Origin of the sequence: Colwellia psychrerythraea, assembly GCF_000764225.1 — a bacterium.
Lineage (GTDB): Bacteria > Pseudomonadota > Gammaproteobacteria > Enterobacterales > Alteromonadaceae > Colwellia > Colwellia psychrerythraea_D.
Genome location: NZ_JQED01000007.1, coordinates 120,641 through 143,471, shown reverse-complemented (window position 1 = coordinate 143,471; position 22,831 = coordinate 120,641). Strand labels below are relative to the sequence as shown.

18 protein-coding genes are annotated in these 22,831 nt (G+C 37.5%); 7 read left to right on the top strand and 11 right to left on the bottom strand.

The window, feature by feature from the left end:
• Positions 1 to 21: 21 nt before the first annotated feature.
• Complete coding sequence (gene torS, locus ND2E_RS15900) at positions 22 to 2,994, top strand: TMAO reductase system sensor histidine kinase/response regulator TorS (RefSeq protein ID WP_033092860.1); 2,973 nt, start codon at positions 22 to 24, stop codon at positions 2,992 to 2,994.
• A 235-nt stretch (positions 2,995 to 3,229) separates the two neighbouring features.
• Here the strand turns inward: torS and ribA are convergent, their stop codons facing one another.
• Positions 3,230 to 3,844, bottom strand: a complete 615-nt coding sequence (ribA, locus tag ND2E_RS15905) for a GTP cyclohydrolase II RibA (protein WP_033092859.1) — start codon at positions 3,842 to 3,844, stop codon at positions 3,230 to 3,232.
• 570 nt (positions 3,845 to 4,414) lie between these two features.
• Positions 4,415 to 4,639 (bottom strand): hypothetical protein, encoded by a 225-nt coding sequence (locus ND2E_RS0121280; RefSeq protein ID WP_150113713.1) that lies wholly within the window; start codon positions 4,637 to 4,639, stop codon positions 4,415 to 4,417.
• Between the two features lie 397 nt (positions 4,640 to 5,036).
• Between ND2E_RS0121280 and ND2E_RS15910 the strand changes: the two genes are divergently transcribed.
• The 5 genes from ND2E_RS15910 to ND2E_RS15930 all read left to right on the top strand — a co-directional run bounded on the left by ND2E_RS15910 (position 5,037) and on the right by ND2E_RS15930 (position 11,477).
• Entirely contained in the window at positions 5,037 to 6,089 is a 1,053-nt protein-coding gene (locus ND2E_RS15910; protein WP_033092857.1) for a porin, read from the top strand.
• A gap of 47 nt (positions 6,090 to 6,136) precedes the next feature.
• Positions 6,137 to 7,123: a TRAP transporter substrate-binding protein gene (locus tag ND2E_RS15915; RefSeq protein ID WP_033092856.1), complete on the top strand. Its 987-nt coding sequence runs from the start codon at positions 6,137 to 6,139 to the stop codon at positions 7,121 to 7,123.
• A 103-nt stretch (positions 7,124 to 7,226) separates the two neighbouring features.
• Entirely contained in the window at positions 7,227 to 7,865 is a 639-nt protein-coding gene (locus tag ND2E_RS15920; RefSeq protein ID WP_033092855.1) for a TRAP transporter small permease, read from the top strand.
• Entirely contained in the window at positions 7,865 to 9,262 is a 1,398-nt protein-coding gene (locus ND2E_RS15925; protein WP_033092854.1) for a TRAP transporter large permease, read from the top strand. The genes ND2E_RS15920 and ND2E_RS15925 overlap by 1 nt, the downstream gene beginning before the upstream one ends.
• A 511-nt stretch (positions 9,263 to 9,773) precedes the next feature.
• Positions 9,774 to 11,477, top strand: a complete 1,704-nt coding sequence (locus tag ND2E_RS15930) for an NAD-dependent malic enzyme (RefSeq protein WP_033092853.1) — start codon at positions 9,774 to 9,776, stop codon at positions 11,475 to 11,477.
• A 69-nt stretch (positions 11,478 to 11,546) separates the two neighbouring features.
• Here ND2E_RS15930 and ND2E_RS15935 read toward each other — a convergent pair whose 3' ends face one another.
• The 3 genes from ND2E_RS15935 to ND2E_RS15945 form a co-directional block, all read right to left on the bottom strand.
• A complete protein-coding gene (locus ND2E_RS15935) occupies positions 11,547 to 12,581 on the bottom strand; it encodes a M14 family metallopeptidase (protein WP_033092852.1) in 1,035 nt (344 codons plus the stop codon).
• The gene (locus tag ND2E_RS15940) at positions 12,581 to 14,053 is read right to left on the bottom strand and encodes a hypothetical protein (protein WP_033092851.1); all 1,473 of its coding nucleotides are present in this window, start codon (positions 14,051 to 14,053) and stop codon (positions 12,581 to 12,583) included. Before ND2E_RS15940 ends, ND2E_RS15935 begins: the two co-directional genes overlap by 1 nt.
• A 477-nt stretch (positions 14,054 to 14,530) precedes the next feature.
• Complete coding sequence (locus tag ND2E_RS15945) at positions 14,531 to 15,217, bottom strand: MaoC family dehydratase (protein ID WP_033092850.1); 687 nt, start codon at positions 15,215 to 15,217, stop codon at positions 14,531 to 14,533.
• A 778-nt stretch (positions 15,218 to 15,995) separates the two neighbouring features.
• Between ND2E_RS15945 and ND2E_RS15950 the strand changes: the two genes are divergently transcribed.
• Positions 15,996 to 17,060, top strand: a complete 1,065-nt coding sequence (locus ND2E_RS15950) for a DUF1214 domain-containing protein (protein ID WP_033092849.1) — start codon at positions 15,996 to 15,998, stop codon at positions 17,058 to 17,060.
• A gap of 137 nt (positions 17,061 to 17,197) precedes the next feature.
• Here ND2E_RS15950 and ND2E_RS15955 read toward each other — a convergent pair whose 3' ends face one another.
• From ND2E_RS15955 to ND2E_RS15980, 6 genes are read right to left on the bottom strand one after another with little or no spacing between them, the layout of a single operon-like run.
• Complete coding sequence (locus ND2E_RS15955) at positions 17,198 to 18,640, bottom strand: BatD family protein (RefSeq protein WP_033092848.1); 1,443 nt, start codon at positions 18,638 to 18,640, stop codon at positions 17,198 to 17,200.
• Positions 18,627 to 19,277: a tetratricopeptide repeat protein gene (locus tag ND2E_RS15960; protein ID WP_033092847.1), complete on the bottom strand. Its 651-nt coding sequence runs from the start codon at positions 19,275 to 19,277 to the stop codon at positions 18,627 to 18,629. Before ND2E_RS15960 ends, ND2E_RS15955 begins: the two co-directional genes overlap by 14 nt.
• Positions 19,271 to 20,290 (bottom strand): VWA domain-containing protein, encoded by a 1,020-nt coding sequence (locus tag ND2E_RS15965; protein ID WP_223303547.1) that lies wholly within the window; start codon positions 20,288 to 20,290, stop codon positions 19,271 to 19,273. Before ND2E_RS15965 ends, ND2E_RS15960 begins: the two co-directional genes overlap by 7 nt.
• Positions 20,280 to 21,323 carry a VWA domain-containing protein gene (locus ND2E_RS15970; protein ID WP_033092846.1) on the bottom strand — a complete coding sequence of 348 codons (1,044 nt, stop codon included), beginning with the start codon at positions 21,321 to 21,323 and terminating at the stop codon, positions 20,280 to 20,282. The genes ND2E_RS15965 and ND2E_RS15970 overlap by 11 nt, the downstream gene beginning before the upstream one ends.
• A complete protein-coding gene (locus tag ND2E_RS15975; protein WP_033092845.1) occupies positions 21,316 to 21,837 on the bottom strand; it encodes a DUF4381 domain-containing protein in 522 nt (173 codons plus the stop codon). The genes ND2E_RS15970 and ND2E_RS15975 overlap by 8 nt, the downstream gene beginning before the upstream one ends.
• A gap of 27 nt (positions 21,838 to 21,864) precedes the next feature.
• Positions 21,865 to 22,830: a DUF58 domain-containing protein gene (locus tag ND2E_RS15980; RefSeq protein WP_052056272.1), complete on the bottom strand. Its 966-nt coding sequence runs from the start codon at positions 22,828 to 22,830 to the stop codon at positions 21,865 to 21,867.
• Position 22,831 lies beyond the last annotated feature (1 nt).

Below are 22,831 nucleotides of genomic sequence, written 5' to 3'. Positions count from 1 at the left end.
CGTGTAAAAGAGGATATTACATTGCACTTTCGTCGAAGTATAGGGAACAAACTATTATTTGCCTTTAGCTTTGTTGCGGGTTTACTGTTGTTTGTCAGTATTGTTGCTTGGAATGGTCTCAGCCTTATCGCCAGCACTGGTGATATCATAACTCAACAAACCTTACCTACGCTTTCCAGTGCAAGAGAATTAGCGAACCTTAGTTTACACATCACTCATCAAACGACGTTATTGAAAAATGTCAACGATGAGGAGCAGCGCCAAGAAATCAGTCAAACATTAACATCGCTGCATTTAGCGGTTGAAGATAAGTTTACCGCCCTTGTATTACTCAATCTCAACAAAAAAAGTTTATCTAGGTTAGTTAATTTAAAGAAAGATATTAATCAAGGCATTGAGCAACTTGATGTCTATGCGAAAAATAAAATCACCAATCAACAACAACTTGAGCAAGCCTTCACTGTGGTGAAAGCGTCAGTTCATGAGATTTCTATTTTATCTCAATCGCAAGTAGCCAATGCAAGTACCTTTGCGCTAGTACGCTTATCAGGGCTTTACGATTTAATTGAACAGAAAAGTAATCTGGTACAAGCAAAACAAGATATTGATTTAGTCATTGATGAAGACCTTAACTTACTAGATAAGATGGCCGCGCTAGAGCGTCATGCATTGGAGTTAGAGCAAATAGCAAATTTGGTTATTACGACACAACAATACCAGCAACTTAATGAACTAGCTCAAAACAAAGATAGACTTTTATTGCTGATTTCAAACTTAGTAGATTCGATTACTGATCCCTATAGAGTTAACTTGGCCAGTATCGCACTTGCTAAACTTAATTTATTTGATAACTTGTTTGTTAATCAACAAAGAGCCATTGAATTAGATCAAAAACAAAGCTTACTTCATCAGCATATTTCCAATCAATTAACTCAGTTAAACCAAGGCATATTGTCACTGGTTGAAAAGCAAGGTGAACTAGCCCAAAAAACCAGCCAGCAACATCAGAAGTTGGTTTCTTGGTCTCAGAACGTATTTTTAATCACTACCTTATTATCCCTTATTGTCATTGTTTTTGTGATGTGGAAAGTGGTTTATCAAGGGATTGTTTTTAAGTTACAAAAACACACTGATGCGATAGAAAAATTAGCTGCTGGCGATTTAGAGATCACGGTCGAGTCATCAAATGATGAAGAGTTAAAACATTTAGCTGAAGCGCTCGATGTTTTTCGAGAGCATGCTATTAAAAAGCAACAGCTTGAGTATGAGCAGTTACAGACAGAACAAGAGTTACGTTTACATAAAGAAAACCTTGAGCAGTTGATAAATGTTAGAACGCAAGAGCTAAGGTTTACCAATGAAAAGTTAAACAGTGAATCTAAGGCGCATGCCTTAGCAAAGCAGCAAGCCGATGAAGCCAATAGAGCTAAGTCAGTCTTTTTAGCAAGCATGAGTCATGAAATACGTACCCCCATGAATGGCATGATAGGCACATTAGAGCTATTAAGCGATACCAATCTCACATTAGAGCAACAAAAATATGCTCAAACTATTTTATATTCAGGAGAAAGTTTATTAGATATTCTGAATGATATTCTTGATTACTCTAAAATTGAAGCTGGCCATATAGCGCTTTCATACCGTGCCATTGACTTAGCTAAATTAGGAGAGGATGTCGTACATTTAATGCGTGCCAGAGCACAAAATAAATCGCTGCAGCTGCACTTTGAAATAAAAGGAAATATTGAAAATTGGCACCTTGCTGATTTAGGAAAGTTGCGACAAATATTAATAAATCTGATTAATAATGCCATTAAATTCACTCAGCGGGGCAGTATTGTTTTATCAATAGCGGTTAATGATGAAAATAATACCGAAGATTCAGAGGTAACATTTTCAGTGACAGATACCGGTTGCGGTATAGCTAAAGAGAAGCAAACCGAAGTTTTTCAGGCCTTTACTCAGGTAGATAATCTTCAAAGTGCTGTAGGTACTGGTTTGGGGCTAGCAATATGTCAGCGACTTGTCAGTGCAATGCACGGGACTTTATCTCTTGAAAGTGAAGAAAATCGAGGCAGTTGTTTTACTTTTACCATTCCATTAGTTCGTGCTTCAACGGAGGCAATTAACGCGCAGCAAGTGTTATTTTCGCCATCACAAGCATTATCTCAGCGATATCAAGTACTCATCGTTGAGGATAATGAAATTAACCTTGAGGTCGCCTGCGCTTTGGTTGAAAAATTGGGCCATAAAGTAACAGCCGCCAAAGACGGTGCGAGCGCGCTGAAATGTATGCACAATAATCGCTTTGATTTAGCCTTACTTGATATCAATCTACCCGATATTGATGGTGTAACGTTATCTCAACAACTCAAGGTTATTGCTAAAGAGAAGCAGAGCCCTTTCAAAACTATCGCTGTATCAGCCCATGTATTTAATGAAGATATAGCTAAATTTATCAAGTCAGGTTTTAATGGTTTTGTTGCCAAACCCGTACAAATGAAAAAATTAAAGCCAGCCATTGCAAAAGTGATGTTTAATATTGAAGGGTTAGTGAACCAGCAAACTGATGTTGAAGTGAAGCAGAGAGTTGAAATAGCAGAAGTCACGGTACCCGCTAGTGAAGACTCTTTCGCTGAAAGCGATGAGCTTAATGAGTTTGATTTATTTGATGCCAGTATTCCCAATCAAGATATTGAGTACTTGGGGAGGGATAAAGTAATACAACTTATTCAGTTATTTCGCCAACAACTAAATAGCGAGTATAGTCATTTTTCAAGTTTATCGGCCATAGCTCAACATGCAAAATTACATAAACTCAAAGGTGCTGCCATCGGTTTAGGTCTGATTCGGTTATATCAACTTTGCCACTCACTTGAAATAAACACTGAAGAAAATAAACTTAACTCTTCACAGTTACTCATGATCGAAGAAATAGTTGAATTATCGAAGGAGTCGCTTCAACAATATGCGCAAAATCTTAAAAGTAGTTAGTGTCGAAAATACGTTGAACAACACTATTTCGACTGACATCGAACAAGGCCTAATCATTATCATCAAGCGAAAGCAATCATCAACTCTTCTCATAGTTGTTGATACATCTCACTTTCTTAATGCACAACCACCAAAGCATACCTCAAAGGATTTCATCAGTTAAATTTACTACTACCCCACCACCAAAATACAATTAACGGTACGCTATTTGATGAATCTAACCTTTGTTCCCCCCTTAAATTAATGACGCTTCTAATTGATGATCTGATAATTCATATTTGGCTAAAAGGTAATTTTTATTATCTCTTTTTAAATAAGTTTTGGTATTTTGAATCGACTCAACAAATATTTCTTTTCCAATAGCCTCGATTTTTATTGGGTTATTCGTTAATAGATGTAGACTGACGACATTCAACGCTTTAAGCATATTGATTGCATCATCATAGGATCTATCATCGTCATTGAAGCCAAGTTTTCTATTTGCCTCATAGGTATCAATGCCTTGCTCTTGGAAAAGATAAGAGTCTAGTTTGTTATATAAACCTATGCCTCTCCCTTCTTGTCTAAGATATAAAATTATCCCGCCTTTATCTTTCATAATGCTGATCGATTCATCTAACTGTTCACCGCAATCACAACGAGAAGAATGGAAAAGATCGCCAGTTAAACATTCAGAATGAACTCTCACTAAAGGAGTTTTTTGCTCTTTGTCTGCACTATTAAATACTATGGCAATATGTTCTTTATCATCAACAAGACCAGTAAAGCTGATAAATTCTGCTGGAACATCATCTTTTATACTTAATTTTACCCGTGCTCTTATTGCGGGTGCACCTTCATTTAACGTCATACTTTCAACCTAGATTAAATCGATTAAGCTCGCTGCCGTATAAAGCAGTAACGAAACTAAAATAAGTTTTATCCCATATTTTACTTTTTCATTGTTCAACTGAGTTCTTACGATAGAACCGAACATCGACCAAGTTGATATAGCAACAAAAGTCGTACTACAAAATAGTATTGCGGATAAAACTAAATACATTGGATACACTGAAAATGAGGATGAAAATATCAAATACAAGGTTAAAACGTAAATAATTGCTTTAGGATTAATCAACTCAAACCTGAAATTTTTGGTAAAAATTTGCTTAAATGTGACATATTTAAAACAGCAGATACCGAATCGTAACGTTGAGATTGCGAGTTAAACTAGATTAACAAAAGCATGAAGAGTTAGGGTCTGTTGATCTTTCAGTTTGAAACTCTGTTGCACTTGAAAAAGATGGTAATCGAGGCATTAGTGAGCATCAATAAGCGATCTTTTAAGCCTAAATGCCTCCAGTTATGCAAAACATTACAATTAATCCGATGCCAAAGTGAAAACCAGTAAATGAGTAGAAACCAATAAGGGATTACTCATTTACTTGTCTGATGTAGCAAAATAATAGGCATAAACAATCAAAGCAACACTACTTCCTAAGCATAACCACGACAGAATATCGAGCCAGCCATGGCCAACACGCGCAGCAGTAATTCCAAGTACAGCGGTGGTATACCTGTAATCAATTGAACTTATCCCCTTTTGCACGAACCCCATCAAAGACTTTGATCGTTCTGCGTTAATTTGCGCAAATATTTTCATCATATTTATTTGGATCGGAGTTATACATAGAGTCGTAACAGACTTTATCTGCGAGATAATATTCAAGCCGCAATACAATGAATAATGAATAATGAATAATGAATAATGAATAAAGCTCCTCATATAAAGTACGTTCCATGGATGGATTTCCCTACAGTTCAATTTCCATTTGGGTCACTCCCCCCCCAAATAGTTAATTTAATTATTGCATCGAGAATGACATAAAAACACATAAGCCGCTGTTTTATAGGTAATTATCAATATAATAATTTTATTAATTATATTGGCATTAACTTTGCGATATAGCTTACGAACGATGTATTTCAGCGATAACAACATTTTATTAAAAACAAAAAAAACAACGTTCACAATATAAATTATAAACATTAGGGGAATATCAATGAGTAATAAAACTACAACTAATTTATTCAAGAAAGTATGTACAGCGACACTATTAATTGGCGCTACAAGCGCTGCATACGCTGATGAAGGGGATTTAAAAACTTCTTTTTATGGCTCTTTGAGACTAGGCGCTGATTATGTTGATGCGGGTACTGATGATGACGCTGCAAATGGTCGAGATTTTCTTAGTCGAATGGGTGCAAAAGCCTCTGTAGATTTAGGAAACGGTTTAACCGGTTTAGGGCTTGTTGAATATGGCATGAGGGGCGACGATGGCGTTAATTTCTCTCAAAATAACAAGCCAGGATTACGCCAAATAGTCGTAGGGGTAAAAGGTGACTTTGGTAAGGTGACGTATGGCTCACAAACCCTTATTTGGCATAAATTTGTTCGTAGCGCTTATTTTTCCGATGGCCTAGATTCACTGCGCCAAGGCGCTATTCGTGATGACGATATGCTGCAGTGGGAAAAGAAAGCTGGCAACTGGAAGTTTGGTGCCGCTTTACAGACAGAGAAACAAGATGGTGATTCATTTGATCAATACCAAGCAGGTATTGAATACAAAGCTGGACCAGTGAAATTACAAGCAGCATTAGCTGCAGATAAACGTGGTGAAAATACCGGGAACCTCTACGGTGTTCGTGGTTGGTACAACGTTTCTGACAGTATAACGCTTTCTGCCTTTTACCATTTAGCAGAAGAAGATTTTGACCTGTACGGCGGAAACTCTTCAGGTAACGTCAGATTAAAATCAACGCTAAGTGGCAATGATGTTGGCGGCGTTACTTCTTGTAAAAATGAAGAGCGCTCAACAGCAGGTTTATATGGTAAGTGGAAAGCAGATAAGAACCAAGTTCACTTACGTTATGCATTAAACAGTTGTGATGTGAAAGGCGATGTTGCTTCAATCAAGGTGGAATACATCCGTTATTTATCAAAGAAATTCAGACTTTGGGCATCAGTAGAGCAACTTGATAGTGACACTACTCGTTTACCATCAACGGGTGAAGACATGTCTGAAATCCAGTTAGGTGTACGTTTCGACTTTTAATTTGAATATAAATCATAAGCAAAATATAAATTAATTAAGGAAAAATCATGTCATTAACTAAAAATATGCTTGGGCTAACTACGGCCCTATTATGTGCTTTCTCGCTAAATGTCAGCGCTGAACAAATTGAAATTAAATTTTCACATGTAGTTACTGAAAACACACCAAAAGGCCAAATGGCGCTCAAATTTAAAACCTTGGTAGAAGAAAGACTAGATGGACAAGTGGTAGTAAAAGTATTCCCAAATTCACAATTATTTGGTGATAATAAGGTACTTGAAGCAATGCAATTAGGCGATGTTCAATTAGCTGCGCCGTCGCTATCAAAGTTTAAAAAGTACACTAAAAAACTACAAGTATTTGACTTACCATTTCTATTTAACGACATGGCCGCTGTAGAGCGTTTTCAACAAGGTGAACATGGTCAAAAACTACTTAACTCTATTAAACGTAAAGGCTTGCAAGGTCTTGGTTATTTACATAATGGAATGAAGCAACTCTCTTCTAGTTCTGAGATGACAACACCTGCAGATTTACAAGGTAAAAAGTTTCGTATCATGTCATCCGATGTTTTAGCAGCACAATTTCATGCCGTTGACGCAGTTCCTGTTAAAAAACCTTTTTCTGAAGTTTTTACCTTATTGCAAACTAAAGCAATAGATGGTCAAGAGAATACCTGGTCAAACATTTATTCAAAAAAATTCTTCGAAGTGCAAGAGCATATAACTGAAAGTAATCATGGCGTATTAGATTATTTAGTTGTTACCTCAAGGGACTTTTGGTACTCCATGCCAAAGGATATTCGTAAAGATGTTAAAACAGCATTAGACGAAGCTATTGCTTATGGTAATGAGATTGCCTCTCAAAAATCTGAAGTAGACAAGCAACGCATTGCAGAATCAAAACGTGCCACGATTAAAGAGCTTTCAAGCGAAGAGCGTCAGCAATGGGTTGAAGCAATGAAACCAGTTTGGAAACGATTTGAAAAACAAATAGGCAAAAATGTAATTGATGCAGCAATAGCAGCAAATTAATTACTTTTTTATTGATACAGAGGCTATTACTCGATGATGGTCTTTGTATGTTTGCCAGTTACGGCAATAAATACCACTTAGCAATATTATAGGTAGTTCTATTATGTTTTCAAAAAAATCTGACGCACTAGAAGAGGGATTCATCTGTCTTTTGCTGGTGTGTATGACGCTGCTAGTTTTTGCAGAAGTTATTGCTCGATTTGTTTTTAATGTCGGCTTTATGTGGATGGAGGAGCTCACTCTTACTTGTGGGGCTTGGTTTGTTTTATTTGGCATGTCTTATGGAGTGAAAGTCGGTGCTCATATTGGGGTAGATGCCTTTGTAAAAATTTTGCCGCCAAAAGCAAAAAAGATCACATCGATTGCGGCGGTATTAATATGCCTATGTTATTGCATGATGTTCTTTTATGGCAGCATGGTTTATTTAGCAAAAATGTATGATGTTGGTCTAGTTATGGAAGACATTCATATACCTGCTTTTATCGTCAATTCGATGGATATTGATGCTGCTTGGGACATATTCAGAATAGACATTGAAGACCCGCTTATGCCAATTTGGATTATGCAGTCAATTCTATTATTTGGTTTTGCTCTTCTTTTTTATCGTTTTTTACAAGTATTGGTAAGAATCATTCAAGGTAAAGCAGACGGTTTTAAATTTGCAGATGAAGCAGAAGAGAGCATGCACCTTATTCAAGAAGACTCCACTTCAGAAGACAATAACACTAAGGAGGAGAAATAATGACTATCGCCGCCCTATTTTTATCACTGTTACTTTGTATTTTGATAGGTATGCCAATAGCCGTAGCTCTTGGGTTTTCTAGTATGGTGACCATCTTACTTTTCTCAAATGATTCAATTGCTTCTATTGCCTTAAAAATGTATGAAGCGACATCTGAACATTACACTTTATTAGCTATCCCATTTTTCATTTTGTCTTCCGCCTTTTTATCAACGGGTGGTGTGGCTAAAAGAATTATTGATTTTGCCGTAGATAGTGTTGGTCATATTCGTGGTGGTCTAGCCATGGCTTCAGTTTTGGCTTGTATGTTGTTTGCAGCGGTATCAGGGTCTTCCCCGGCAACTGTTGCAGCAATAGGCTCTATCTGTATCGTCGGAATGGTGCGTTCTGGTTATCCCGAAAGTTTTGCCGCTGGAGTCATTACAAATGCAGGAACTTTAGGGATACTCATACCCCCTTCTATTGTGATGTTAGTTTATTCTGCCGCGACTGAAGTCTCTGCATCACGTATGTTTATGGCCGGTCTAATCCCCGGTATTATGATGGGGACTATTCTAATGATCGCGATATATATCATTGCGCGTTATAAAAATCTTCCTTCAGTACCTTTTCCCGGCATAAAACAATTAATACGATCTGGCTTTATAGCAACAGGAGGACTAGCACTAATATTTATTATTTTAGGTGCTATTTATGGTGGCATTGCCAGTCCAACCGAGGCTGCTGCGGTAGCTGCAATATATGCTTACTTTATCGCTGTATTTGGTTACCGCGACATTGGTCCGCTTAAAAATATCAACTGGAGAAATGAAAAAGAATCTCTGGTAAAAGCCCTCAGTAGAAATATCATGTTGATGGGATTAGCACTACCTAAAAGTATGACAGATAAAGAAGTAAGGCATGTCGTACTCGAAGGCGCCAAAGTGAGTATTATGCTGTTATTTATTATTGCTAATGCGATGCTGTTTGCTCATGTGTTAACAACTGAACGTATCCCTCACATTATCGCGGAAACCATTATTGGTTGGGGGTTAGAGCCATGGTCATTTTTGATTATTGTCAACATACTACTCTTATTAGCAGGTAATTTTATGGAACCTTCGGCCATCATATTAATAATGGCCCCCATATTATTTCCAATTGCTACCCAGTTAGGTATTGACCCTATTCACTTGGGTATCATCATGGTGGTAAATATGGAAATAGGTATGTTAACACCTCCTGTAGGCCTTAATTTATTTGTTACCGCCGGCATAACGGGTAGAAGCATGGGTTGGGTAATTAAAGCCTGCCTACCATGGTTAAGTTTATTATTATTATTCTTAATGTTAATCACTTATGTACCGCAAATATCTTTGGCATTTCCAGAGTATATTGACAAGCTCAACGGTTACTAGTTAAGCAGTACTAAATTAGAGGCTTATAAATTAAGCCTCTAATTTATAATAAGGTAAGGGTTATTATCATAGTGCCTCATATTGAAAAGAGTAAACACGTTAATGATATTGTCTGCTTAATTTGTCAGATTCATGATAGTTAAAATTGATTTTTAAAAACACTTCTCAGCACCATCCTAGTCATTCAACTCCTTTGTTGCCAAAACCTGCCGCCTTATTAAAAGGTATTTTGCATAATCATCTTTTCTTCAAATAATGTGTCATTAAAAGTTAGGTATATGATTTACCGCGTAATGAAACTAAACAATTAGAATCCCAAATAAAGGGTGACATTTTGCATTTCCAGAGTAAAAAATGGGTAGCATTCCACTCATATTGAACGAGTCCCCTTACAACAATTAAAGCTAAACTGTTGTAATTAAAATACAAAATAAAATAATTCATTAATGGTCTAAACCTTGCTCTCTCCTTATCAACTAAAACGATATAACAACGTATGGCAGAGTAGATAATGAATAATAAATCTAAGCACAATAATACCTCACCCCTTTATATTCCTTATTCAGGTCCAAGTTTGCTAGAAACACCATTATTGAATAAAGGCAGTGCATTTAGTTTATCTGAACGAGAACAGTTTAATTTAACTGGCTTAGTACCACCTAGATATGAATCAATTGATGAACAAGTCGCTAGGGCCTATCAACAATATGCAAGCTTTAACGACGACCTTAATAAACACATTTATCTACGTGCTATTCATGACAATAATGAAACATTATTTTTTAAACTTGTGCAAAGTTACTTAACCGAAATGATGCCCATTATTTACACGCCAACGGTTGGAGATGCGTGTGAGAAATTCTCTGACATCTACCGTAGCTCTAGAGGTCTATTTATTTGTTATGAGCAACGAAATAATATTGATGACATATTAAGAAATGCAACGAAGAATAAAGTTAAAGTCATTGTAGTCACTGATGGCGAACGTATTTTAGGATTAGGTGATCAAGGTATTGGTGGCATGGGTATCCCCATTGGTAAATTATCTTTATATACTTCATGCGGTGGTATCAGTCCGGCTTATACGCTTCCTATAATGCTCGATGTTGGTACCAACAACGAAAAACTACTCAATGATCCTATGTATATGGGCGCTCGTCATAAGCGTATTGAACAAAAGCAATATGATGAATTTATAGAGCTTTTCGTTCAAGCCGTTAAACGTCGTTGGCCACAAGCGTTATTACAATTTGAAGATTTTGCTCAAAATAATGCCACGCCATTATTAACACGTTATCGTAATGAGCTTTGTTGCTTTAATGATGACATTCAAGGCACTGCTTGTGTAACGGCAGGCACATTACTAGCTGCCTGCAGGAGTAAAAAGGAGAAGCTGTCAGAACAAAAAGTTGTATTTGTCGGTGCTGGCTCTGCCGGCTGTGGAATTGCAGAGCAAATTATAGCCTGTATGGTAAACGAAGGGATTTCTGAGAAACAAGCTCGTGGTCAAGTTTTTATGGTCGATAAACTTGGGCTACTAATGGATAGCATGCCAAAGCTGAGAGATTTTCAACAAAAACTTGCACAACCCGAATGCCTGCTAAACTCTTGGCCTGCTACTGGTAAATATCCCTGTTTGCTTGAAGTTATTCAACAACTAAAACCATCAATCCTTATCGGGGTATCTGGGCAGGCAGGTCTATTCAATGAACTAATCATTAAAGCGATGAAAAATACTTGTGAGTTACCTATTATATTGCCACTGAGCAACCCCATCAAACAGATCGAAGCATTACCTGAGCAAATAATAACTTGGACTCAGGGACAGGCCATTGTGGCTACTGGCAGCCCTTTTTCTCCGGTTGAATATCAAGGAAAAAGCTATGACATTGCACAGTGTAACAATAGCTATATTTTTCCAGGGCTTGGACTTGCTGTTGTTGCGGCCAATATAAGTCGTATCAGTGATGAAATGTTGATGGCAGCAAGTGAGATATTGGCACAGGAGTCACCATTAGCAAATACTGGCGTAGGACAGTTACTTCCTCCGTTGAGTTCAATCAGAGAATTAAGTAAAAAAATTGCTTTCTCTGTCGCAAAAGTCGCTTTTAAACAAAAATTTGCATTAGAGGTAAGCGACGAAGTATTGCTAAGTCAAATTCAAAACAATTTTTGGCAACCAAGCTATCGTCAATATAAACGTATTAGCTTTTAGGAGTTCGTAATCAATTCAGCTAGATGTGGTTGAAATAAGGGAGTGATTAAGTAATAACTTCAATATTTACTACTCTAAAGTGGCATAAAATAAGCAGTCATTTGTAGCAATATCTACTTGTTTTGTTGCCATAAAGATTTGTAATCGTTGTTTGGTGTATATCCCGCCAGCTTTTAAATAGAACATGGCAGATAGTTGGTTATTACCTTGTTCATCTTTAACAATTAAAGGCAATTGGTTATCTTTTTCATACCAGCCAATGAGTTGACCCGCTGGCGTTATTTGATTATTGAATTGTTCTATATCGCTGAGTAAGGTGATATCTGCTGTCATTAATGGCTCTTCAGCAAAAGCAAGTACAAAGTTTTTTTGCAATTCAATACGACACGGATGACGGTGGATATCTACTCTATCTGCATGATGATCAAAGATACTTTCCTTATTAGTGAATTTTTCTAAACCCGTAATAGCCAGTTGGTGCGACTTTATTTGACCAGCTCCACCACATTCAATAGTGACTATAGGTGCTGAAAAATTTTGTTCCATAATAGCGCCTACATGCAATCCGGTTAAAATGACTTTATTGGAGAAGAGTGAGATTAAATCAAGAACTTTATCACTCGCATAGGTTGATACGCCAAAGGCAGGGCTGATGCCCGAGGTATTATGCAAGTCTACTATTGCCTCAGGTTTAACGTCAGTCACCGCTTTTATGATTTGTGCAGCTCTAAGGCTAATTGCCTCATCTTTTTTAGAGCAGGGAGTATTATCAAGGGTAAAAAACCTATTTAGATCTTGTGCTATCACCAAATAACGATGAGAAAATTCGGGTGGTAAGGCAGCCGATTCTGGATTACATAAAATAAACCGAATGTTTACCTCAGGTATTACTTTTTCTAATAACCAGTGGTGTAAGGCGATAAAGCCAGAAGGTTCATTACCATGAATCAACGTCGTAATGACTCGGGTTCGGCTAGTATCTTTGCCTTGAACATCAAAAACGGATAACCCCTTAAGTATTCGTAAAAACTCTATTGGGTTTGGGGCAACATTTAAGGTAAAGGCATCTTGATAATAGGTTACCTCTTTGATGAAAGAAGGCATTACCAACACCTACCCCATTCACTGATGGGATGACCCGCTAATTGGTTTTGATAGTAAATTTCTAACATTGCTGCACATGCCTGATCATTACTTAAAGATTTGCGTAAATGCCTTAACGTATTTTTAGCCCAACTGCCTCCAGTAACGCCAGTAGATAAACGTCGCTGTATTATTTGTAGGTATTTATCGCGCTCTCCTCGTTCAACACCTAATGAACTTAAGCCATCGTTTGCTACTAATAACATGTCATCAATAACTTTTTTTATCGGCACTTCAACAGGTTTATTTTGATAATTTTGTGGCCATAAAATAGTTGCATCTATGCCATTTTTTGCTGCGCGATAAAAGTTATACTTGGCAAACTGAAAAGGGATTCGAGATAAGTATTGTTCTATTTTTGGGGCTAAGCCTGCGGCCATACCAATAGTAAAAGCTGCATTCGCTGTCATATCTAAAGCGGTAGGACCTGCTGGTAAGGCTCTAAATTCTATTCGCAAGTGACCATTCCCTATTGCTGAATATATCGGCCGATTCCAAGGCCAAGTTGTACCCATATGAAAGTTAAGCTCAGCCAGTTCAGGGGGATTTAAGTCCATTTTTTCTTTGAAGCATTCGGGCATAATGGATTGATATAAATTTACCGTTTCTGAAAATAACTCCCAAGCACCTTTTCTTACCCAGCCATGACCAAAAGTTACCCTAGCCGGCTCCCGCCAGTTATTATCATCAGGAATTCGATTATCAATAGATTGCTTGAATAAAGCCACGCGGGTTTCATCCCAGGCGCAATTTCCTAAAAACACCCCCGAATTAGCAGCAATAGCTAATGACATCGGCAGGCTCAATTGCGCTGCATTAAAGGTATCGGAAAAGTTATCTTTGTTTGTCATTAAATGTACTTGAAAAGAGGTATTTGCCCCCTCAACACAAACTTCTGAGCTACAAAAATCTATGGGTTCATCACCATCAATTTTTATATGAAAAGGCTGTCCACGTAGTTTACTCAACTCCCTAGAGAGGAGTTTATATCGACCTAAATCGGTCATATACTGCTTAGACAAATGTTGTTCTTTAAGGGTTGGTAATATGCCAATAGCGACTGGTCTAGCACTGAAAGATTTTGCTACGTTATTGAGATGAACAAATTTAGTTAAAATTTCCTGGGTTAACTGACTAAAGGGTTTGCCAGCAGCTTTTACGGGTAACAGGTTCAGCTCAATATTATATTTATTTAATTCTGACTGAAATTGCTCATCATTAAGTTTATCCAAAAGCTCAAGGTTTATTGGACTAATTTGATGTTGGTTATCTATCAAATAAATCTCTAATTCAGCGCCAATAAATGTGTCACCAAGACCAAAATTTGGGTGCTCTATTACTTGTTTTAAGGTATCGAGTTGATCATGGATCTTTTGGTTAAATTTAACATAATCATCTGCACTGTATTCTTTCTCTGAAATATCACGTCCCATATAGCTTCTCGCTTTGCTATTTTTATATTAGTTAACGACACATTAATTATAGCCATTATTGGTCATAAGCAAACTTCACCTTCTACCAACGAAAGGTCAATGACATGAGTTATTTAATAAAAAGCAAGTAAGCATAAAGTTACAAAACACTTCACCATTCTAATCTTGTATAAAACTAATAAAGAATAGCAACGAGTTCTATTATTGTGATGGAGCAAGGTTAAGTTACTTTGGAAAGGTGTAACTGAAATTGACTAAAAAAGAAAAGGAGTACCGAGCGCAAGTATTTGAGCAGTTGTGCTTATCTTTGCTTAATGTTCAGGGTATGAAATATTCTTGGATCTACGTTGTTTGGTAATATTATTCAAACAGTTTTGCAAATAGTATTTACTAGACATTATTTATAGATAGCAATATCACTATCTATAAATACGAAAAATATCTGTTACGTTAATTGATTAATTCAGCAAATAAGTACTAAAAATATAAACGTAAGACAGTTTCAGCCACACAAGCTAGCCGCTTACTGTTTTCAACCTCAATACTGACTTCATTTACCACTTCAATACTACGCTTCATAGGCACCAAGTTGACTAACTTAATGCTGGCTCTAACCCGAGTACCCGCTTTTACCGGATACGGGAAGCGAACTTGATTTAAGCCAAAATTGATAACCATCTTGGCTTCTGGGTACGGGTTATTCTCTAAATCAACGGAATTGGTTAATTTCGGAATTAATGACAAGGTTAAAAATCCATGCGCTATTGTCGCTTTAAAAGGCGACTCTTTTGCGGCACGGGCGGGATCGGTATGTATCCACTGATTGTCCCCTGTCACTTCTGCAAATTGATCAATACACTCTTGTTCTACACAGTGCCAATCACCTAAGAAAGTTACGGTATCAATTTTTTCAAGAAGGCTATTGTAGGTCTGTTCTGCCTCAGGAACTTGTATCAATACCTCGTCGGTTTTATTTTCTTCCGTATCAACGGGATTAAATTGAGAGAACCAAGGGTTATTTAACGTATTCCTAAAAGGCATTGTGATTTTATTATTAAATAAATCGGATAAATTTTTAAACTTAGGTTCTAATTTTGCGATAAATTGATCATTTTGGTGCTGTAAATTTCTTCTTTTTTTTCTAATGAACTCTATAACTTTCATAAAGTAGCCTTATCAATTTCTTATATACCTAAATTTACTGTCTGTACGTGCGTTACTAACTATACCATCACGACATCAATAAATTAATCAAGTGAATCCATTCTGTATAGATCAACTGGGCTTGGGAGTATCTCAATTATTACACCTATTGGTCGTCAACGCGAGCATCCCTCAAATCATGCTTGTCTGCATAATTAATCTGCCCCTCTAATTGAACGGCGAGCTTGGCATCATAATCATCTAATAAATAGGCTTCAACTTCTGACTTATCTACTTAGACCTTCAACAATACCAGCCTTATTCTCTTCATCAATAAGAATAAAATATTCCTGACCAATTCCGGTTTGTATTTCTATCAATCGTTGCAGTCTATCTAATTTCACTAATACTGAAAATAGTCAGCTAAATAATGACCATAGCAACGTCGATCAGCGAGTATTTAAAAGTGTCCACACATCTCATTGCGCTTTTATTAGTAGCCTAACAACTCTACACATTATATTTCATCTAGGAAAGCAACTTAAATGGGCGACATGTTTTGGACAAGGATATCACACCCTAGCGATACATTTTAACACTCAGCTACTCTAGTTAGTAATGAGGATAATATAAATGAGCGTAGCGTTATCTCAGCAATATGCGTAAGACACATAACACTAATGAGGTTTATTCATTTGTTTTAATTAGCATTTCCATTACACTAATTAATTATTGCACAAGTATTAAACATTCAGCTCTGTTTTTTTAACTATTGTATACAACAATAAAGGATATAATTATGAAAAAGTTAGTTTTAGCAAGCGCAATTAGCATAAGTCTATTATCTCTTTCTGCTATTGCAGACGGCAATATGACTAGCAGTTTAAAAGACTTCTTTTCAGACAAAGGGACAACAGTTACTCAAGACAACTACCCAACACTTGAGACTGCAAGACAAATGGTCAAAAACCAAGATCTTGTTGGTGTAAATAATATTCTGCATAAGCGCGAGTTAACACCGACAGATAAACAACCTGTGGTACGCATGAATCGTGACACATACTACTCAATGGCCGTAGTTGATGTATCTCAAGGAGCTTACATTACCATGCCAGACATTCCAAAAGGTAAATACATGTCGGTTGAAGGAATTACCGAAGATCATCGAATTCAGCCAATGGTTTATGGTGGGGGGACATTCAATCTAACGACTCATACAGGTGACCACCTTTATTTAGTTATTCGCCTTGATGCAACTTTTTCAAAAGAAGAAAAGAAAATGTATCAAGATCAAATGAAGATAACTGCTAAATCTAATAAACCATTTACTACTGAGCATGTAGATAAAACTTCTTTCCATAATGTTGAAAAAAGTTTAAAAGCAAAAATGCCAATGTTATTAAAAACTGGTGGTCCAGAAGCGACATTCGGTATGTTCACAGCACCAACAGACTCCTCTAAGGAATTATTTGTTAAAGAAAAATATGCCGTTGGAGCAGCAATTGGCTGGGGTGGCGCACAACTGATTGATAATATTTACGAAGTATCAGGTAACTACCCGGCAGATACATGTCATCAAATGACTTTCGAAGATCCTAAAAACAAAGCATTTTGGTCGGTAACAGTTTATAACAAACAAGGCTTTATGTTTGGAAAGCTAGCAAACGCCAGCTCAAATACCGCTATACCAAATAAAGATGGCACCTATACGGTAAGTTTTGGTTGTGGTAAAGGTGCTATTAACAATATCCCAACTAAGAACGACTCAGGGGTATTTAACTTAGCTATGAGACATTACATCCCATCAGATAGAGTACGTATTGATGGTTACCGCTTAATTCCACTTATTAAAGCGGTAGATTAATCAATACCTGACAAATAACTTGCCGCATTACCCTCAGTAGCGTTAGCAGGTAAGACTTTATAAAGGCCGAGAGGCCTTTTTTAAGCCTATATAGTTGTGGTATCGGCTTATGCAACAGGTGGAGTGTTTGTCCCTTTTTAAGGGTTAAGCGTTGAAGAAAACTTAAAACCTTGACGTTTTTTGCAACGCGCTTGTTTTTTCAATAATGAGGCTAATAACATTTCTGCATCGTGTGCAGTAATAGAAACGGTTGGTGTAAGTTCAGATTTAAAAGCTAACGTTTGTAAGTTTTGTAAACGCACTTGATTGTGGACATCATCAGTATTTATTAATGCTGACAATGACGTAGTTGATCCCGACAACAACTTTGCAAGCTTATACAGGCAGTTCAGCGCTTCTTTATAGTTTTTATCCGACACGCGGTGGCTAAAGTCTCTGACTAATTGTTTTTGTCTCGTTTTGTTTACTTCATGAAATGAGTCAAGCAAGACATTACGGTGCAATACTATGGTTCTAATTACAGCGACACAGAAAATAATGACCACCAGTAAAATAATGCTGTAAATGATGGTGTTATTATCTGCCAACTTACCTTTCAACAAATTAGTCCACAACGATTTAATTGAATCGACAAAGGTCTCCCCTTGAACAGCAGTGTTATCGCCACTGCCCGATGCAGCTTTACCCACGGTAAACTTCTGTGCGTTAATATTGATTTCTTTTAACTTATTATTAGCTAAGTCCCACCAAGTAATACGCTGTCCTGGGATGATAAATTCACCTTCTTGCTGAAAAATAAAGGTAAAGCTATGTGTTAATTCTGCAGTATTAAACTTCTCAAAGCGATCAAAAACATCTTTCTCTATCGCTGGTTTTTGATAAACCTGAATCCCCTCTATTTTAGGCATTGTTAGTTTATCTAACATAATGACATGCATATTGTCGGCTTTTAAGGTGTAGGTATATGTAATTGCACTACCGATGCTTTGGCTCTGCACTTCATTGTTTTGTGCATCTTTCTTTGTACCTGACTGTTTTAGCGTAAAACTTACGTTGGAACTAGCAACAAAGTTTTTAACCCCCTGAAGCTCTACTGGCAAATAAACAGTAAAATTAATGGCTTTGCTAGTAATAGTTCCTGATACCACTTGTTGATTATCAAGTTTGACGAACGCAGTTGCGGTCAGCGATGGTATCGAGAAGCGCCCTTCTTTTAAGGGATATATGCTGATTTCTTTGCGTTGAACAAACCATTGTTGTTCATCAATTGTCTTAATTTCTAATATCGCTTTATCGCCAGGTGGATTCACCACAGCATTATCGACATCAAAATAAGGTAAAGTGTAATTATCATTAAACGGGTGAATGCTATACAACTCCACAATTAAATTGACTTGCTGGTTAGGGACTAAATTAAGTGATGTGTTGCCTGAATTATCTGTATTGGCAATACTTACCGCTATTTTAAATTTACCTTGAGACTGTAATTTAGCCAAAGAATTTTCTTGTGCTGCGGTGGCAAAGTGAGTAATAAGCAATATAGCGCTAATCAATTTAGCGAGCAGGTTATTTGGTCTCATTTTGATGTTCCTGCTGAAATTTCTTTCGTAAAAATTTAGCAGGGTTTTGCTGCACCTGCTCTAACCATAACTTGCTAGATTGCACTTTGGCTTGCTCTATAACTTTCTTCTCAGTGTTATTCACTTTAAGGTTAGGGGCAATTTCATTTGATAAAACTTTTTTACCTGGTCTTTTTTTCAGACTTTTAATTATTTGAGTCATTAAGGATAAGTTTTCACTCGCCGCTGTGTTGTTAGGCGCTAATGTTAATACCTCTTGATATAACTCAGCCGCTTTAAAATATTGCCCAAGATGCGCCAATGCATTCGCCCGTGAAAATATCGCATCCCCCCCTTCAAATTGCACAAAAAGGTTGGCGGCTTGCTCAAAATCACCCTCAACATAAAAGCTGTAAGCGACCCATTGCTTATCATTAAAAGTTAACGCAGCTTTACTGGTTTCACCCTGCTCTAGTAACATCATGCCTTGTTGGTCACGGGTTAACCATAAGTTTAAAAAACCTTGCGGGTTTATATAAGTCCAAGTTGAGAGAGCCAATATAACAAGAGTAATAACTGATTTTTTATTATGTAAATACAGTTTACAAATATTGCTTACCCTAAGGTTAGCGAGGTTTTTGATTGTCGCTGTCACCATTGTAGCGTCCACCCTTTTCTAAACCACAACGCTTGAAGCGGTATCAATAAAAACAATAATAAATAACCTTCATCGTGCCAAGGCTGTCCTGTGTCATTAGCCGCAAATAAAGTATTTTCTATCGCGGTATTCACCGCGACTACATCGTCAGAGTTATGGGTAAAGGGCACCATTTTACCGTGACTACTTCTCGCCAATTGTGATAATAAGCTAAGTTGATGGCTCGAAATACCTGTCGAACTAGCTAAGCCGCTATCAGGGTTTTCACCTATCGCCCAAACAATCATTTGATGTGGCTGGTTAGTAAAATATGTTTTAAACCCTTCAATGGTTTGTTGATTAGTTGAGTCTGATAAGATTAAAAGTGTTGACGCTGTGTTCGCCTGAGATAACAAGTTAGTGGTCGGCTTTATCGCTGATTGTGGCAAGCTGTTAGGTACAGGCAATAATTCAGTATCTAGTACATCAAGAAAATACCGAATCATCTCGCGATCTTGAGTAATAGGCATCGCGGTATGTGCACTACCAGCATAAACAACAAGGGCTGTTTTGGCATCACCTCGCATAGCTAACAACTCAATAATTTTTTGCTTGGCGCGTAATAACCGTGAGGGCTGAATATCTGCAGTTTTCATGGTGTCTGACACATCAAGCGCAATGACTAGTACAGACTCATCAACAAAAAAAGGCGAAGCTTTCTTGCTCCATGTTGGGCCTGCCATTATTATGGTTGCGATAATAGAAAATAGTGCAAATAAATTTTTCGGGGTAAATTTTCGATGCTGTTGCTGATTTAAGGTGAGATGTGAAATGACCTTCGCTGACATATGCCCGCGCCATTGCTCAATAACATCATCTTTTCCCACCAAACTACGATAAAATATATACAGTGGTACCAATGACAATAACCACCATGGACGCATAAAGTGGAATTGGCTAAGCTGCGAGAATACTTGCGCCCCCCCTAGTGAGCTGGACAAATTAACAAGACTGTCCATTACATTACTTTCCATCTAGGCTCTCCTGCTCAGCGTCATTCAGCCCTTGCTCTAGTGACAATTTATTTAAGCCCTTTTTACCTAAACGACCTAATAACAACATAAGAACTAACAATAAATTAGCACTGAAGTACACGGCAAACGCCCAGTGGTGTATGCTATCACGCGGCCTAAACGATAAGGTTTCATATTGCTGCTCTTCTATACTGTCTATCGTGTCATAGGCTTTGAGTAACTCTGTTTTGTTTAACGCTTGAAAACTTTCCCCTCCGGTTATCTTGGCAACCTTCTCAACCGTTGCAATATCCATTTTATAGATACCTTTACTGCTTGGATCTCCCATAGCAATGGTATAAATCTTAATATCGTGCTTGGCAGCGATTTCAGCGGCCTTAATAGGTGGCATTTTAGAATGAGTATCACTACCGTCCGTAAGCAGTATCAATACCCTTTGCTTACTTTGCTCTTGTTCAAATATAGCAATGGATAATCCTATCGCATCACCAAAGGCGGTTTGATAACCAGCATATCCTAACTCCACCGCATTTAGTAAAGCGCTCCATGTTCGAATGTCTTCAGTAAAAGGCGCTTGTAGGTACGGCTCGTCGGCAAATAAAATTAAGCCCAAGCGGTCATGCTTTCGCTGCTCTGCAAAATCAGTTAAGACTTGCTTCGCTGCGACTAAGCGATTAACTTTGTTTCCCTCATCATCAACAAAGTCTTCTTCTGACATAGAGTTAGATAAATCTAATGCCACCATAATTTCGCGCGCTGATTTTTTTTGTTCAATAGGTTCACCTACCCACTCAGGTTTGGCGACAGCAGTGACCAACGCCACCCAGCCAATAACAAGTAATATTCGCTGTATTAACCGGCGCTTTAATAACACTGCCCCCTCACTTGGTGCTTTCCCCGTGACATTAAGCACGCGCTGGAAATAAGGCACTTGAATAGATGCTTTTTGCTCTTTGTATTCAGAGGAATAAAAGTAAACAATAATTGGCAATATTATTAATACAAACGCCCAAGGGTAAGCAAACTCAACCATAATGACCTCGATGGTGCTTCACCCATATAGCAACTTGGGATTTAAATGACGATAATTTATCTGGTGAGATAGCTGGTTGGCTATCAAACGAATGGGGGGCATAGGCTAGTTGGCTCAATAAGCCTTTAAATTCGCCAGAAAAGTCGGTGCCTTTACATTGTTTATCTAACCATGACTCCCAATCAGCGCCAATGAGAGGCGCGACTTGATTGCGTTCAAATGCATACAAGGCTGTTCTGCGTAAAATTTTACTAACCTTTTCATAACCTTCTGAGGATTCTGCGCAGGCGTCTAATTCAACTATCGCGGCTCTACGATAGGCATTACTAATGTAGCGCTTAATTTGTAAATAGAGTCGATAAAGCAGATAACAAAACGCTAGTAACAATAATAATTGCCAACCTAATGTTTGCGGCATCCAATTAATACCTGAGGGTGCCGATATCTCATGCAACGAAGTTAAGACAGGGTTGGCATCTTTTGGCGTAAAAATGTTTTCAGCCGTACTTTGCATTGTGGTTCATCCTTGTTTAACAGCACCTTAAAATTCAGTACCTAAGGCTCTACGTAACTGCTTATCTGATTCTTCAATCGTATTAAAAGGTAATAAAGGTATACGATATTTTTTTGCTAAATCATTAAAACTTTCAATAGACAGCTCAACATTTTTTTGAAAATCTTGCTGAACGTTTTTATCCAGTGATGACACCTCTACTTGAAAATTACCGTCACTTATTACCATTTGCTTCATCTTTGCGAGTTTATGTTCAAGCGAATCAGTCACGTGGCAACAAACAAAATCATTATGTTGACTGATAGATTTAACATATTCAGCACATTTTTGATTCCAGCCGTAACCATCACTAACAAAAATAACTAAGGCATCATGCCCTACAATACGTAACATTTGTTCAAACATCTTTTCTAATGATAAATGTGATGCTTTCGTTGAAATACCACTCTGTAGTTGATGGTTTTGTTTGGTAATTTCGGCCAATACTTCAATCACTTGTTTTGTACTTCGTTGTGGCATTAAAGTCACGATTTTTTCATCGTTAAATACAATACTGCCGATACGGTCGGTACTAGCGATAGCTTGCCACGCGATAAGAGAAGCAACTTCGGCAGCTATAACTGACTTCATCTTTACAGTACTACCAAAAAACATGGATTGTCGTTGATCAACGAGCAAAAACACATTGCGTTCTCGCTCTTCAGTATATACTTTAACGTGTGGTTTACCGGTTCGGTTGGTTACTTTCCAGTCCATAGTACGAATATCATCACCACGTTGGTATTGCCGCATTTCTTCAAAATTTAAACCTCGACCCCGTAATTTGCTAACATTTTGTCCCGCAAGAATACTGCTTATTGGCTGAACTGGCGAAAAACCAAAACCTTTGGCTTTATATTGCAAACGCCTTAACGCATCGACACTGGTATATATATCGGAATCACGCTCTTGAGCTGCTTCATCTGAAGTGTCATTTGTTGAATGAGTAGTCACA